This is a genomic window from Ureibacillus aquaedulcis, from assembly GCF_030418165.1.
GTDB lineage: Bacteria > Bacillota > Bacilli > Bacillales_A > Planococcaceae > Ureibacillus > Ureibacillus aquaedulcis.
Window position 1 is genome coordinate 1 of record NZ_JAUHTQ010000003.1, and the last position, 14,863, is coordinate 14,863.

Sequence of the window (14,863 nt, forward strand, 5' to 3'; positions counted from 1 at the left end):
ATTTTCATTAACGTTTTGTTGTTCAGTTTTCAAGGTTCATTAACTTCGTTGTTTTACAGCAACTTTTATATCTTAACTCATTTATTATCTTTCGTCAAGTTTTTTGTTACTTCCAACAGCGACTTTTATATTTTAACTCATCCTCAACTAGTAGTCAATCACTATTTTGAAATAGTTATTTAAATCGACTGTCGTTAAGGACAAGTAATAATATACTACAATTATTTTTCGGAAGCAAGCATTTTTCTAAAAAACTTTTTAATTATTTTTATATCAATGACAAATAGTAAAATACCAACAATAACAATAAGACCGCCTATAATTTGTGAAGCCATTAATTTCTCCGCAAAAACGAAATACGCTAAAATTGCCGCACCAATTGGTTCAATTAATACTGCTACTGAAATAACATTGGTACTCACCCATTTTACAGCCCAGTTGAATAACGTGTGGCCTAATAAATTGGGAATTATCGCTAGCAGTAAAAACCATACCCATGTCATCGGCGAGTACGGTCCGAATGATTCTCCTTTCAGTAATACATACAGGAATAAACAAATTGTACTGATAGAGTACACCACCATCGTGTAGGTTATTAAGGAGATCCGTTTTCTTACATCTTGCCCGAACAGTAAATACGCTGTAATTAGAGCACATGCGAGTAATGCTAATAAATCACCATATAGGGCGCTCCCACTTACCTTGAAGTCTCCCCAGCTAATTAAGAAACTTCCTATAATCGCAATGATACCTGAAAGAATCGTCTTCACCGATAATTTTTCTTTAAAGAAAAAATACGTTCCGATGAATGCAAAGAGCGGTTGTAGGGTAACAAGAACTGTAGAACTCGCAACCGATGTGTAATTTAAAGATTCAAACCACAATATAAAGTGGAATGCTAAGAAAATTCCTGCTATTGACGAAAAGAACCAATCCCTTTTTGTTAATTCTTTTAGTTCATGTGTGTACTTATAAAAGAACAAAGGGCTCATGATTAATACTGAGAATAATAATCGATAAAATGCTATAACCCCCGAATCTGCCTTAGCTAACTTCACAAAAATTGCCGACAGCGAGATAGAGATAACGCCTATTAAAATAGGGATGTACGGATGTATTTTTGGTTTTTCCATTTCCATAAACCTCAAATCTTCTTTTTGCTATATTAATAAAATAGGAGACTACATCATATTCTTTCATTTATAACAAATAATATCAACATGAAAAGAGGGAAAAATTAATGGATATTACCATTTTAAACGAAAGTCTTTCTTATGAAATAATAATTAAACTTATAATTGCAGCCACATTAAGTTTAATAATAGGGATTGAGAGGGAATTAAAGAAGAAACCCGTTGGATTAAAAACCAGTTTAGTCATTGCTACCTTTAGTTGCTTGTTAACGATTATTTCCATTGAAACTGCATATAGCACTCCTGCACGAGATGACATCAATATAACAATGGATCCTCTTCGTCTAGCTGCACAAATTGTCAGTGGTATCGGATTTTTAGGTGCTGGTGTTATTTTGCGAAAAGGGAATGATAGTATAACAGGGCTTACTACAGCAGCAATGATTTGGGGGGCAGCTGGAATCGGGATTGCTGTGGGTGCAGGGTTTTATATAGAAGCTTTTGTTACGGTTGTAATTGTTGTTGTAGGTATCGAGTTAATTGCCCCATTCTTGCTAAAAATCGGTCCTAAAAGGATACGTATGAAAGAGCTTGTACTCAAAGTACTTTTAAAGGATGAGCAAAACATACAAAATTTACTTTCATTTATGGAAGAGAACGGGATGGTGATTGAAAATATTCGTGTGAGGGATGTTCATATCGCAAGCGATCATTCTTTATTTGAAGTTGATTTACGATTTTCGGCATTATTTAAGTCAGATACTATATCAATTTACCGTACTTTGCACACACTACCTTATGTACAAAAAATCGAGCTTGAAAGCTTAGGCTAATTGGAGGAAATTTATGGGTGAATTCATCAAATTATTAAAGGGTGGTAATAAACCATCTCTAATAGCAGCACTAGTAAACTTATTTTTAGGCATTATTAAAGGAGTTGCTTACTTCTTTACAGGAAATGTTGCAATGTTTGCCGAAATGATGCACTCACTTGGTGATGCTGCAAACCAATTCTTCGTATTTATTGGTTCAGCACTTTCTAAAAAGGCACCCACACCTAGATTTCCAAACGGCTTTGGTCGGGTAGTAAATCTAGTTTGTTTGGGAGCTGTACTGATTGTTGCCATTCTTTCTTATGAGACGGTAAAAGAAGGTTGGCATCATTTTAGACATCCTGCAGAAGAATCTGGAGGAATCCTAATTGCACTTGGGGTTTTACTAATCGGATTTATTTTAGAATCGTTTGTACTTCATAAAGCAGCAAAGGAAGTATTGCATGAGGCTGGAAAAGAAAAAGCAGGGATTATGGCGATACCGAAATCAGTTGCCTATTTGAATCGTGCAAAACCAGCGACAAAACTTGTCTGGATGGAGGATTTAGTCGCGACAAGCGGTAACCTACTTGCATTCCTTGCAATTGTCATTGCTTATTTCACAGGATTTAATGCACTTGAAGGTCTAGTATCAATGCTTATCGGTATTATGATGTTCTATGTTGTCGGGCGAGTCTTTCTTGATAACGCTCGTGGGGCAATTGGTGAAACAGATGAAGAAATGCACGTTCATATTGGGAACCTTGTAATGGAGGATCCGCATGTTACAGATATTAGAAGCTTGGAAGTAGTAAAGGAAGGCGAATTTTTACACGTTGAACTTGTTGCTGAAACAGATCCAAATCAATCCCTTGCCTATTTGGATGATGTTCGTGATCATTTAATTGAACTGATTATGAGTCAAAAAAACGTAACCAAAGTAACACTTTCCTTCGATGAAGAGGATGGCAAGACCGCGTGGAAACACCATTTAAAGGATACGAAAATTCTTGACGACGAAGTAAACAAGCCATAAAACAAACCCCTTGTACAAATATAGTACAAGGGGCTTCTTTCTTATATTATAGAGACATTTCCAATATTGTTCGCACATCTTCTGCTTGCAATGTCTTAAATCTTCCAAACGGGCCATTGATCATTGATTTTTCGACCAGAACGTCTAATTGGGAATTATCAATGTCATAATCCGCCAGTCGACTTGGAGCTCCAATGGAAGACCAAAAATCTCTTAAACGTTCAATTCCTTCAGTTGCAACTTCCTCTGCCGATTTTCCTTCTGGATCAACATTGAAAACGCGAGTAGCTAAGCCAGCAAATCTTTCGGGATTCACAGCAAGGTTGTGTTTCATCCAATTCGGGAAGATAATTGCTAATCCGCCACCATGCGGGATATCATATACCGCCGAAACTGAGTGCTCGATATTATGCGTTGCCCAATCGCCACGCGAACCAATTGAGAGGAATCCATTTAAGCCAACCGTACCTGCCAATAAAATGGTTTCACGCAGTTCATAGTTTTCTAAATCATTGATTAGCTTTGGGGCAGTATTAATAACTGTTCGCAATACCCCTTCACACATTTCATCCGTAATAGGTGTATTTGTTGCGTCATGGAAGTATTGCTCAAATACGTGAGACATGATATCCACCATTCCATATACAGTATGATTTTTTGGAACAGTAACTGTATAGGTTGGGTCAAGGATAGAAAATTTAGGGAATACTAAAGGACTTCCCCATCCATATTTTTCTTGTGTTTCTTCATTTGAAATAACAGAACCCGAGTTCATCTCTGAACCAGTTGCCGCTAGTGTAAGGATTGTCCCGAAAGGCAGCGCATCTTTTACGTTTGTTTTCTTAATGACAATGTTCCAAGCATCTTCATCTACTTTTGCACCAGCTACAATTAGTTTCGTGCAGTCAATTACCGAACCGCCTCCAATTGCCAATACAACATCAATAGATTCTTTTTTACAGATCTCGATTCCTTTACGGGCAGTTTCCACACGTGGATTAGGCTCAACACCACTTAATTCAAAGACATTCATATTTAATTCTTTTAAAATGGACATTGCTTCATCATATAGACCACTTTGCTTTATACTGCCTCCGCCATAAACGACTAGAACATTTCGTCCATATTGAGGAAGCTCCTGCTTCAATTTCTCGATTTCACCTTTTCCAAAGTGCAAACGAACCGGGTTGTAAAACGTAAAATTATTCAAATGATGACTCCCCTTTTTAAGTAATAGAAAAAAGCTATGTAAAGATTAATCTTTACATAGCCCATTTTATCAGATAGAAAAACATAATACCTTTTATCTGCACTGATTAGCTAAAGAGGATTAAACCCAACCACGGAATCTCGATGCTTCAGCCGTACGTCGAACACCAACCATGTATGCCGCTAGACGCATGTTAATGTTTCTAGTCGTTGCAGTAGTATATACATTTTCAAATGCTTCTACCATTTTTCTATATAATTTTTCGCGTACTTCCTCTGCAGTCCAATAATAGCCTTGATTGTTCTGCACCCACTCGAAGTAAGAAACCGTTACTCCACCAGCTGATGCCAGTACATCGGGAACTAACAAGATACCGCGGTCAGTTAATATTTTAGTTGCTTCAGCTGTTGTTGGTCCATTTGCTGCTTCTACTACGATGCTTGCTTTAATATCGTAGGCATTTTCAGCCGTAATCTGGTTTTCAATGGCAGCCGGAACTAAAATATCACAATCAAGTTCTAGTAATTCCTGGTTTGTAATCGTATTTTCAAAAAGAGTTGTAACTGTACCGAAGCTATCGCGACGATCTAGTAAATAATCAATATCTAAACCGTTTGGATCTGTTAATGCACCATATGCATCAGAAATACCAATAACCTTCGCTCCTAGATCACTCATAAATTTAGCTAAGAAGCTACCTGCGTTACCGAAGCCTTGGATAACAACACGGGCACCCTTAATATCGATATTTCGTTTTTTAGCAGCTTCTTGAATAACAATTGTAACTCCCTCTGCCGTTGCACGATCTCTGCCTTGGGAACCACCTAGAACAATCGGTTTACCCGTGATGAAACCTGGTGAATTGAATTCATCCATACGGCTATATTCATCCATCATCCATGCCATGATTTGGGCATTTGTAAATACATCCGGTGCCGGAATATCCTTCGTTGGCCCAACGATTTGAGAGATGGCACGAACATACCCGCGGCTTAAGCGCTCAAGCTCACCCATCGACATTTGACGTGGGTCGCAAATAATGCCGCCTTTACCTCCACCATAAGGTAAATCAACAATTCCACATTTTAAAGTCATCCACATTGAAAGCGCTTTAACTTCATCTTCACTTACCATTGGATGGAAACGAACTCCGCCTTTCGTTGGTCCAACCGCATCGTTGTGTTGAGCACGATATGCTGTAAATACTTTTGTTGAGCCATCATCCATTTTTACAGGAATACGAACATGTAACATACGAAGTGGTTCTTTTAACAAATCATACATCGCTTCGTCATAACCAAGTTTGTTCAACGCATCTTTTATCACGTCTTGAGTTGATGTGAAAAGATTTAAATTTTCAGCCATTATTTTCGCCTCTTTAGAAATAGTAATTATTATTTATATCGCAAACATTGTAACATACTTTAAAACTTATTTGGCTAATAATATCGCCACATTTAAGAATGAACCCTTTTAATTAGACAAACTAGAAGATATTATTAATAAATTATCATTTTCTATAAAAATATGCTCCTTTACACTAAACTAATGGGCTTTGGTAAAAAAAGCAGACGCAAATAAACGCCTGCTTTTTTTTTAACTAAAATTATAAAGCCTCGGATACTGATTTTGCTTGCATATGAAGTACCAGGTAATCTGGACCGCCGGCTTTTGAATCTGTACCTGACATGTTGAATCCGCCAAACGGTTGGTAGCCGACTGTTGCAGCAGTACATCCACGGTTAAAGTATAAGTTCCCTACATGGAAGTCTTCACGAGCTTTTTCTAAGTGGAAACGATTTGTCGATAATACCGCTCCTGTTAAACCGTATACAGTATTATTGGCAATGTCGATAGCTTCGTCGAAATCTTTTGCTTTTGCAAATGCAAGAACTGGCCCGAAAATCTCTTCTTGCATGATGCGTGCTTGTGGATCTACATCCGCAAAGATAGTTGGGCTAATGAAATAACCTTTTGAATCATCGGCGGTGCCCCCTGCAACCAAGCGCCCTTCATCCTTGCCAATCTCAATATATTCAGTAATCTTTTTAAATGCGCCAGCATCATTGACGGGACCGATGTATGTTTCTTCATTTACTGGATCACCAATCACCAATTCGTTCGTTAACTCCACAACACGATTTAATACGGTTTGGTATGCTTCGTCGCCAACGATAACTGCTCGGGAACATGCAGAACATTTTTGACCACTGAAACCGAATGCACTTGTTACAATAGACTGCGCAGCCAATTCAAGATCTGCATTGTCATCGACCACTATTGTATCTTTACCCCCCATTTCAGCAATTACACGTTTAATCCAAATTTGGCCTTCATTTAATACCGAGGCACGTTGGTTAATGCGTAAACCTACATCCCTGGAACCAGTAAAACTGATGAAACGGGTACGCGGATGATCAACTAAGTAGTCTCCAACTTCGGCTCCTGAACCAGGAATATAGTTGATTACACCTGCTGGGAGACCTGCTTCTTCCATGATTTCCATAAATTTATAGGCAATTACCGGGGTTGTTGAAGCGGGTTTTAATAATACCGTGTTTCCTGTAACAACAGCAGCGACAGTAGTTCCAAGCATAATTGCGAATGGGAAATTCCATGGAGAAATAACTACGCCCACACCAAGTGATACATATGAATATTTATTGATTTGATTTTGATTTTGAGCTAATGGTTTACCTTGTGCAAGCTCCAACATTTGACGACCGTAGTATTCTAGGAAGTCGATTCCTTCAGCAATATCTGCATCCGCTTGTACCCAAGGTTTACCCGCTTCTTTCGTTAACCAAGCTGAAAGTTCATACTTGCGTCGACGTACAATCGCAGCAGCTTTGAATAGAACCTCTGCGCGCACAACAGGATTAACTTTTTTCCATGCATTAAATGTTGAATCAGCAATTTGCATCGCTTTTTCTGCTAATTCTTGATTTGCTTTTGAAACCGTCCCAACAACCTCGGATGTATTTGATGGGTTATATGAAACGATTTTCTGCTCTGTTGTAACCCGTTCCCCGCCAATAATTAATGGATATTCCTTTCCAAGTTCACTTTCAACTTTTTTTAAAGCTGCTAAATAAGCTTGACGATGTTCTTCAACCGAGAAATTTGTAAGTGGCTCACTTTTGTATGGAATCATACATAATCCTCCTTAAAATTATTAAACTTATAATGCTTGATTAGCTGGAAATCCATAAGTAATGAAATGATGTAAAACTACTTACTAGGACAAAGATGGTCATGAACTCATCACGATTAGCGATACATATCCACTATTGGATAATGGAGCGATTTTAGAAGCAATTGAATTTGCACGGGACATCACTTCATTGAAAAGCTTGTTTACTAGCCCCTGCACCGTTAGGCAACCATTAACATTTGTATTATCACCGCTGTCTCGGAACATATGCAGTAAGTCATTCTTTTAAATGGGCTTTCATTAAAGAAGCATATGTTTGTCGGAAGCATTTTGGATGATTCAATTGATTAAATAAGTAATGGTCAACTACTAATGGACATATATTATTATTTAGCATCCATGACATTTTATATACCTCCGTAAAAACTCACAAAGGAGATATAATGCCCATTGTGAATCATTATATTAGTCGTCGGTATGGTGAAAGTTTACTTAAAAGTATCGAAGAATTGTCGGAAGATGAAATGGAGTTGTTACTGCAACATAATTGGCGAGGAATTTTCACGAGGGAAATACTACGAAAAGCAAAACGTGAAATTTAGACTTCTTAATAAAAAATGCTATAGAAAAAAAACAGAGAGCAGTTACACATCTGCCCCCTGTTTTCTTAATGTCCCGATTGTTCAATCCAATGCTGCAGTTTGTCTTTTAGTGACTTAAACCCATCTGCATCACTTTCATCAACCCGATCTTGCAATGTTTTTCTTGGTTGGTCTTTTTTCTTTAATGGTGGTGCTTCTTGCAGCGCACGTGTAGATAAGCTAATTTTTTCTGATTTCTCATCGATGTCTAAAATTTTAACTTGAATCTCTTCGCCCACTTTTAAAAAATCAGCGACATCCTTAACATATCCATACGTAATTTCCGAAATATGAACTAATCCCTGTGATTCTTCATCTAATGCAACAAACGCCCCATAAGGCTGGATGCCAGTTACCTTACCGGTTACAACTTCACCTACTTCGTATTTTTTTGTCATAAAGCAGTTCCTACTTTCTATATCTACGTAAATGTCATGTTAAATTATAACATATGTCTAGTTCGTGAACAAAGATTCGCCTTAATGCATAGGTAATTAATTTTGAAAGCACCGTAAATCCATATTCTAAAAAGAGTTCTTAATAAAAAATTCATATTTCTGACAAATCATTAACATAAGTTATATATTAAAATATAATGTATGAGCTACTAGTTATTAGACGAAAGGGCGTGTTTATGTTGAAACAGAAGTTCCATGAACAACTTAAATTTTTAAGAGAAGAAAGAAATTGGTCCCTTGAAGAATTGTCGAAAAAGGTGCAAGTGGGAGTCGAGAAGCTGGCACAATATGAAAAAGGTGAACTCATTCCTTCTGTGCAGACGGTTTTAAAGCTTTCTACAGCATTGGAAGTACCCGCTTCTAATTTAATGGATGGTCTCCAAGCATAGCGTATAAATACAATGACTAAAAAATCAGTTTTGAATAAGAGCAAATCAAAAAGGATTTCCTTTACGCGACGTTGCCCCACACTTTAGATCGTAATCTATAGTAAGGTCAAATCAACGCTATAAGGAAATCCTTTTTTCGCACTCACAATAAGCCAAAGCTTCACTTGTTTTATACGATACATTTTGCTTCAAACTTAATGGCTATTAATTTATATGAAATTTCTACGCATTTTTCAAAAGGTATCCATTGCTCAAATGAATGCTCGTAAACTTGCTGAATGACTTTTGCAAGCTGGCTAGGATCATCTATACCTTGAAGGGCGGCAACTACATCAGCTGTTTCAGTTTCATAGCTATCTTCCCCAATATTAAATGGATCCCAATCCTCTAAAATTTTTATCGCTGCTTTGTTCATTAATATATTGTCCAAAGTTTTCACCCTATTTTCGCGTTTTCGTATGCTATTATATAATACATACTTAAAAAAAGAAATGAGGGATATTTATGTATAATTTTGATGAGTTATTTGATCGAAAAAATACCGGCAGTCTAAAATGGGACCAATTCAAGGAACGTCTAAAACTGCAATACAATGTAGAAGATGCTTCAGATATTCTACCTATGTGGGTTGCCGATATGGATTTTGCAATACCTCAAGTGATTTCGGATGCCATCAAGGAACGTTTGAACCATCCTATCTTTGGTTACTCCTACGTAAGTGATGAATGTAAAAATGCGATTGTTGGTTGGTTTGAACGTCGACATAACTGGCACATTGAACCCAATACTTTAATGTTTCATCAAGGGGTTGTACCTGCCCTGGGAACAATCCTCGAAACATTTACGGAGCCTGGAGATAAGATTTGCATTTCTACGCCCGTATATCCAGCATTTTTCAACATTCCAAAAGCTCAAAATCTTGAAGTAGTAGAATGTGATCTGGTACTTGAGGGTGATACAATGAAATTTGATTTTACTGCACTTGAAGAGCAATTCAAATTAGGTGTCAAAGTCTATGTACTTTGCAGTCCACATAATCCAGGCGGCGTTGTTTGGACAAGAGAAGACCTTGAACAGCTGGTACAGCTTTGCATTCAATACGATGTGCTTCTTATTTCGGATGAAATTCACGCAGATATCGTTTTTGATGGCTATACGCATATCCCTACACTAACAGTTAAGGATGCGGATAAAGCAAAAATCATTACTTGTATTGCTCCAACAAAAACATTTAATATTGCCGGGGTACATGCTGCAATAATGGTAGTGCCAGATAAAAATTTACGTGCAAAGCTAGATGCCGATAAGCTGGCACATGGCCGTGATGATTTAAACGTTTTAGCTGCCGCAGCAGTAAAAGCTGCCTACGAAAAGGGCGATGACTGGGTTGATGCGATGATTGCCTATGTATCTGCCAATCTGGATCTGGTTGTGCAAGAGTTGAATCAACTTGAAGGAATCAAAGTTTCAAAACCGCAATCCACGTATCTAATTTGGATTGACTACCGCGAAACAGATCTTTCTGAAAGCGAAATGATCCATCGTCTTTTGGAAAAAGGCAAGCTAGCAATCGAACCAGGTACAAAATACAGTGAAGCTGGCAGAGGCTTCTTGCGTATGAATGTTGCGTGTCCAAGGGAGACAGTGAAGGACGGCATTGAGCGATTTAAAAAGGCTTTACTATAGTATTCTATTAATAAGATAGCATAGAAATTTTATAGTGGTACTTCAAAATAAAAAAGGCTTTCCCAAAGTAATCTCTTGGGATAAGCCTTTTTCTATTGAAACGGTTATAGCCTTATTTTCGCAATGAATCTGTTTGCTCTTGCGCATTATGTTGCTTGCTTAAAACATACTCTTCTAAAGCTTTAGTTCTATGCTCTTCTTTTTTAGAGATGCGTTTTACTACCGCAAACACAACTAAACACAAAATAAGAATTGCCAGAAACTCTAATGCTGCCGGAATATATGATGACTTATCCTCTGGAAAATATAAAAATCCTGAATAAAGGATACTCATTTTTCACTCTTCTTTCTAATAGTTATTCGATAATTGTAATCGACTCTATTTTAACATCTTCCAACGGTTTATCGCGCATATCTTTGTCAACGTTCGCAATTTTGTCAACAATGTCCATGCCTTCTACAACATGTCCAAAAACTGTATGCTTAAAGTCCAACCAAGGCGTACCACCGACTTTTGCATACTCTTCAATAATTTCTTTTGGATATTTTGCTTGCTCCATTTGTGCAATCATATTGCTTGGAGTGTGTTCCATTTGAACAATGAAAAACTGAGATCCGTTTGTATTTGGACCAGCGTTCGCCATTGAAAGAGCACCACGCAAATTGAATAAGCTCTCATTGAATTCATCTTCGAAAGAGTCGCCCCAGATTGATTGTCCACCCATACCAGTTCCAGTTGGGTCTCCACCTTGAATCATAAAATCAGTAATAACACGGTGGAAAATAATGCCGTTATAGTAGCCTGATTTTGCATGTCCTAAAAAATTCTCTACTGTTTTTGGTGCATGTTCCGGGAATAGCTTAATTTTAACTGCACCTAACGTTGTATTCATTTCAACTAATACTTCACCTGGGTTTAATTCTTTTGTTAATTGTGGAAACATTAACTGATCACTCCTTTATTAAAAATGGATTTTTGGGGTATATCTTAGTTAGAAGATTAACATTTAACACCTCGATACAGTTTACCATATTACTTTTAAATTTTCCGCTAATAAACTTTATGCACTTTCTTCGTTTTCCGAAGTAAGTTATACTCGTCAATATAAAAAATAATTTTGAAATACATTTCAAGATTGTAAAAACACGGCTAGAAAGAGTGTGATTGAAGTGAAGAACCGAAAACACAACTTTATCATTATTTTAGTATCAAATTTCATCGTAGCAAGTTCCATGACGATGATCATGCCCTTTTTATCCCTTTATATTGAAACCTTCGGGGATTTTTCTGAAAGCTATGTCCAGACTTGGGCAGGTTTAATATTTGCCGCGACATTTGTAACAGCATTTATCATGTCCCCGATATGGGGGCGAATCGCCGATAAATACGGCTATAAACCTATCATGATTATCAACTGTTTCGGCATTGCACTCAGCATCTTTTTAATGGGGCATGTGGAAAATGTCATACAGTTTTTCATTTTGCGTATCTTTATGGGAGTCGTAACGGGATTCATCCCTACTTCGATGGCGTTTATCAGCAAACATACACCAAAGGAAATTGCCGGAAAAACTCTGGGAACGCTGCAAATCGGAAGTGTCGGGGGTTCCCTGTTCGGCCCTGTAATCGGGGGATCTTTGGCCGATGCAATTGGATTCAACTTTACTTTCATCTATACTTCCATTGCGATTACCATCGCAGCAATCATTATTATCTTCGGTATCCATGAACCCGAGATTATTCGAAAAGAAAAAAGTATGCTTTATTCGAGAAAAAACATACTTTGGGCCTTATTTCATCATCCGCTTATTTTAAGTACCATGTTCGTGGCTTCTTTAATTCAAATTGGCAACTTTAGTATACAGCCATTATTGTCCTTATATGTGTCACATTTAACCACCTCGGAACAAGTTGCTATGCTCGCTGGTATTACCTTCAGTGCGGCAGGTGTCGGGAATATCTTGGTTGGTCGGTTCTTCGGGAAACTCGCCGATAATATCGGCTATGAAAAGGTCCTGATGTCTTTATTATTCATTAGTGTCTTCTTTATAGTCCCTCAAGCATTTGTAACTTCCCTTTGGCAACTAATTGCCTTAAGATTTCTGCTTGGAATGTTTTCCGGAGGCTTGATTCCAATTGTTACAGCACTTATCCGACGGGAAGCACCCATTGAAATTCAAGGCGAGGTAATGGGCTACAATCAGAGCTTCCGCTTTCTGGGGAATATCATCGGTCCTGTACTAGGTGGATTTATAAGTGGGTTTGCAACAATTTCCGCAGTCTTTTATTCAACAGGGCTACTATTTTTGATTGCGGCAATCATTATTTTCATTATCCAAAGAATGCCGAAAAAATATCTTGAGGATGTATTAAAAAGTCATATTTAAATTCGATATAATGAAATGGAGGCCTTACTAGCTCTTAGTAGCCCTCCTTTTTTTATTTGAATGATGAGAGTGTTGTATTTACTGGAGGAATCTAAATGAAGCAAATAGTAGGTTTCTTATTTATCCTTTGCTGTTTCCCGATGCTATTGCTGCTGAGCAATAAAATATTGGCGGAATATACGGCAGTAAAGGATCACGAGGAATCCATTCACCATAATATTCAGCCACCCGAAGAAATCAATCCGCTTCCTGTAACAATGCTTGATCGGGACGGCAATGTATTTAGTGAAGAATATATAGAATGGCGGCAGCCGGTTCAATTGGAAGATATCCCCGAAGTTATTAAACAAATCTATTTATTAAGTGAAGACAAAGAGTTTTACACCCATATTGGGTTTAATGTCAGTGCACTTACTCGTGCTCTAGTAGTGAATTCTCAGGGTTCCATTGAACAAGGCGGCAGTACAATTACCCAACAGCTGGTACGCATGCGCTATTTATCTGCGGAACAAACTTATGAACGCAAATTAACAGAACTTTTCTATGCCTACGAGCTTGAGCAGATGTATGATAAAGAAGAAATCCTTGAAATGTATTTAAATGAAATTTATTTCAGCAATCAAGTCTATGGAATAAGTGCAGCTGCATCCTATTTCTTTCAAAAACCGCTATCAGAGTTAAGCATACCGCAGATGGCATTTATAGCGGCTATCCCGAATAATCCATCATTATACGATCCTATAAAAAATTTTGACAAAACGAAAGCCAGACAAGAACGCTTACTGGATATTTTAGCCGAAAATAATATAATTACGGCAGAGGAAGCATCCATCTATAAGCAAGAGCAAATCACCTTGAAATTGAAGGAGAAAAAGCAACAGCAGCCTGCCTACAGTACTTTTGTGCTAGCAGAATTAGAGGAACTGGTCGCTTTTGCCGAAGGCTATAAGCAACAGCTTGAAACAGCTCAAACCGAAGATGAAAAAAGAATGATCGAAGAGAAAATTGATGCTAAAGTTCAACAATTGCTTCTCTCAGGTATCTCGATACATACTGCATTAGACGTTGAAAAACAAAAACAAGATGAACTAAAAATCAATGGCATTCTGGGGAATGGGGATCTACAAAGCAGTTCTGTTGTGATTGAAAATTCAACAAGGGAAATTGTAAGTGTTTTTGGCGGCAAAGACTATAAAAAATTTGATTTTCATCGTGCTTACCAAGCTACTCGCCAACCAGGCTCTTCCTTTAAACCTTTAATTGTTTATGGACCACTTTTTGAAACAACCAACTATTCACCTGGTTCCTATGTAAGTGGCGGGAAATATTGTGTAGGCCAATTTTGTCCACAAAATTATGGTGGTGGCATTTATGGCAATGTCTCGATTTCTACTGCATTCAAGCATAGCTATAACACTTCCGCCCTACGATTATTAAATGAGGTTGGTCTCGATACTGCCTTTACGTATATCGACAAATTCAACTTTCAATCTCTCGTACCAGAAGATAAGTCCTTTGCAGCAGGATTAGGTGGACTATCTTACGGCGTCACAACGCTTGAAATGGCCGATGCCTATAGTAGCTTTATTGATGGAACTTATATGAAGGCAAGAAGCATCCGAAGTGTCACTGATGCAGGCGGCAATGTGCTATATAGTTGGCCGACTAAAAAAGAGACGGTTTGGTCTTTGCAAACCGTGGAGTATATGCGGTCATTACTGCATGATGTAGTCACGAGCGGTACCGGAAAAGGGATTACTTCCAATTCATCCTATATCGGTGTAAAAACAGGAACAACCAATGACTATAAAGACTTATGGGTAGCAGGAATGACAAATGAATATACCAGCGCTGTTTGGATTGGCTATGATACTCCTTCTTCAATGCAATCCATACAAAATAACAAAATCCATTTTAAAATATTTAACACGATTATGAATTAGAATAGACCAACTT

The 14,863-nt window shown here is 37.7% G+C and carries 16 protein-coding genes; 6 read left to right on the top strand and 10 right to left on the bottom strand.

Annotated features, from left to right (window positions below):
• Positions 1-221: 221 nt before the first annotated feature.
• Entirely contained in the window at positions 222-1,133 is a 912-nt protein-coding gene (locus QYB95_RS04775; protein ID WP_301137060.1) for a DMT family transporter, read from the bottom strand.
• Positions 1,134-1,240: 107 nt separating this feature from the next.
• On the opposite strand from QYB95_RS04775, the gene QYB95_RS04780 reads away from it, so the two are divergent.
• A complete protein-coding gene (locus QYB95_RS04780; protein WP_301137062.1) occupies positions 1,241-1,966 on the top strand; it encodes an MgtC/SapB family protein in 726 nt (241 codons plus the stop codon).
• A 13-nt stretch (positions 1,967-1,979) separates the two neighbouring features.
• Positions 1,980-2,981 carry a cation diffusion facilitator family transporter gene (locus QYB95_RS04785; protein WP_301137064.1) on the top strand — a complete coding sequence of 334 codons (1,002 nt, stop codon included), beginning with the start codon at positions 1,980-1,982 and terminating at the stop codon, positions 2,979-2,981.
• 46 nt (positions 2,982-3,027) lie between these two features.
• Here QYB95_RS04785 and QYB95_RS04790 read toward each other — a convergent pair whose 3' ends face one another.
• The 6 genes from QYB95_RS04790 to yugI all read right to left on the bottom strand — a co-directional run bounded on the left by QYB95_RS04790 (position 3,028) and on the right by yugI (position 8,384).
• On the bottom strand, positions 3,028-4,191 hold the full coding sequence (locus QYB95_RS04790) for an iron-containing alcohol dehydrogenase (protein WP_301137066.1): 1,164 nt from the start codon (positions 4,189-4,191) through the stop codon (positions 3,028-3,030).
• A 120-nt stretch (positions 4,192-4,311) separates the two neighbouring features.
• Positions 4,312-5,556 (bottom strand): Glu/Leu/Phe/Val family dehydrogenase, encoded by a 1,245-nt coding sequence (locus QYB95_RS04795; RefSeq protein WP_301137067.1) that lies wholly within the window; start codon positions 5,554-5,556, stop codon positions 4,312-4,314.
• A gap of 241 nt (positions 5,557-5,797) precedes the next feature.
• Positions 5,798-7,345 (bottom strand): L-glutamate gamma-semialdehyde dehydrogenase, encoded by a 1,548-nt coding sequence (gene pruA, locus QYB95_RS04800; RefSeq protein ID WP_301137069.1) that lies wholly within the window; start codon positions 7,343-7,345, stop codon positions 5,798-5,800.
• A gap of 99 nt (positions 7,346-7,444) precedes the next feature.
• The gene (locus QYB95_RS04805; RefSeq protein WP_301137070.1) at positions 7,445-7,612 is read right to left on the bottom strand and encodes a hypothetical protein; all 168 of its coding nucleotides are present in this window, start codon (positions 7,610-7,612) and stop codon (positions 7,445-7,447) included.
• A 10-nt stretch (positions 7,613-7,622) separates the two neighbouring features.
• Positions 7,623-7,751: a hypothetical protein gene (locus QYB95_RS04810; protein ID WP_301137072.1), complete on the bottom strand. Its 129-nt coding sequence runs from the start codon at positions 7,749-7,751 to the stop codon at positions 7,623-7,625.
• Between the two features lie 261 nt (positions 7,752-8,012).
• Complete coding sequence (gene yugI, locus QYB95_RS04815) at positions 8,013-8,384, bottom strand: S1 domain-containing post-transcriptional regulator GSP13 (protein WP_301137073.1); 372 nt, start codon at positions 8,382-8,384, stop codon at positions 8,013-8,015.
• A gap of 236 nt (positions 8,385-8,620) precedes the next feature.
• Here yugI and QYB95_RS04820 point away from each other — a divergent pair, with 236 nt between their 5' ends.
• Positions 8,621-8,833, top strand: a complete 213-nt coding sequence (locus tag QYB95_RS04820; protein ID WP_345783705.1) for a helix-turn-helix domain-containing protein — start codon at positions 8,621-8,623, stop codon at positions 8,831-8,833.
• A gap of 169 nt (positions 8,834-9,002) precedes the next feature.
• Here QYB95_RS04820 and QYB95_RS04825 read toward each other — a convergent pair whose 3' ends face one another.
• On the bottom strand, positions 9,003-9,263 hold the full coding sequence (locus tag QYB95_RS04825) for a DUF1871 family protein (protein WP_301137075.1): 261 nt from the start codon (positions 9,261-9,263) through the stop codon (positions 9,003-9,005).
• Between the two features lie 74 nt (positions 9,264-9,337).
• Here QYB95_RS04825 and QYB95_RS04830 point away from each other — a divergent pair, with 74 nt between their 5' ends.
• Positions 9,338-10,519, top strand: a complete 1,182-nt coding sequence (locus QYB95_RS04830) for a MalY/PatB family protein (protein WP_301137077.1) — start codon at positions 9,338-9,340, stop codon at positions 10,517-10,519.
• 112 nt (positions 10,520-10,631) lie between these two features.
• On the opposite strand, the gene QYB95_RS04835 is transcribed toward QYB95_RS04830, so the two are convergent.
• Positions 10,632-10,853 carry a hypothetical protein gene (locus QYB95_RS04835; protein WP_301137078.1) on the bottom strand — a complete coding sequence of 74 codons (222 nt, stop codon included), beginning with the start codon at positions 10,851-10,853 and terminating at the stop codon, positions 10,632-10,634.
• A 22-nt stretch (positions 10,854-10,875) separates the two neighbouring features.
• The gene (locus QYB95_RS04840) at positions 10,876-11,463 is read right to left on the bottom strand and encodes a peptidylprolyl isomerase (RefSeq protein WP_301137079.1); all 588 of its coding nucleotides are present in this window, start codon (positions 11,461-11,463) and stop codon (positions 10,876-10,878) included.
• A 226-nt stretch (positions 11,464-11,689) separates the two neighbouring features.
• Here QYB95_RS04840 and QYB95_RS04845 point away from each other — a divergent pair, with 226 nt between their 5' ends.
• Positions 11,690-12,907: an MFS transporter gene (locus QYB95_RS04845; protein WP_301137080.1), complete on the top strand. Its 1,218-nt coding sequence runs from the start codon at positions 11,690-11,692 to the stop codon at positions 12,905-12,907.
• A gap of 95 nt (positions 12,908-13,002) precedes the next feature.
• Entirely contained in the window at positions 13,003-14,850 is a 1,848-nt protein-coding gene (locus QYB95_RS04850) for a transglycosylase domain-containing protein (RefSeq protein WP_301137081.1), read from the top strand.
• Positions 14,851-14,863 lie beyond the last annotated feature (13 nt).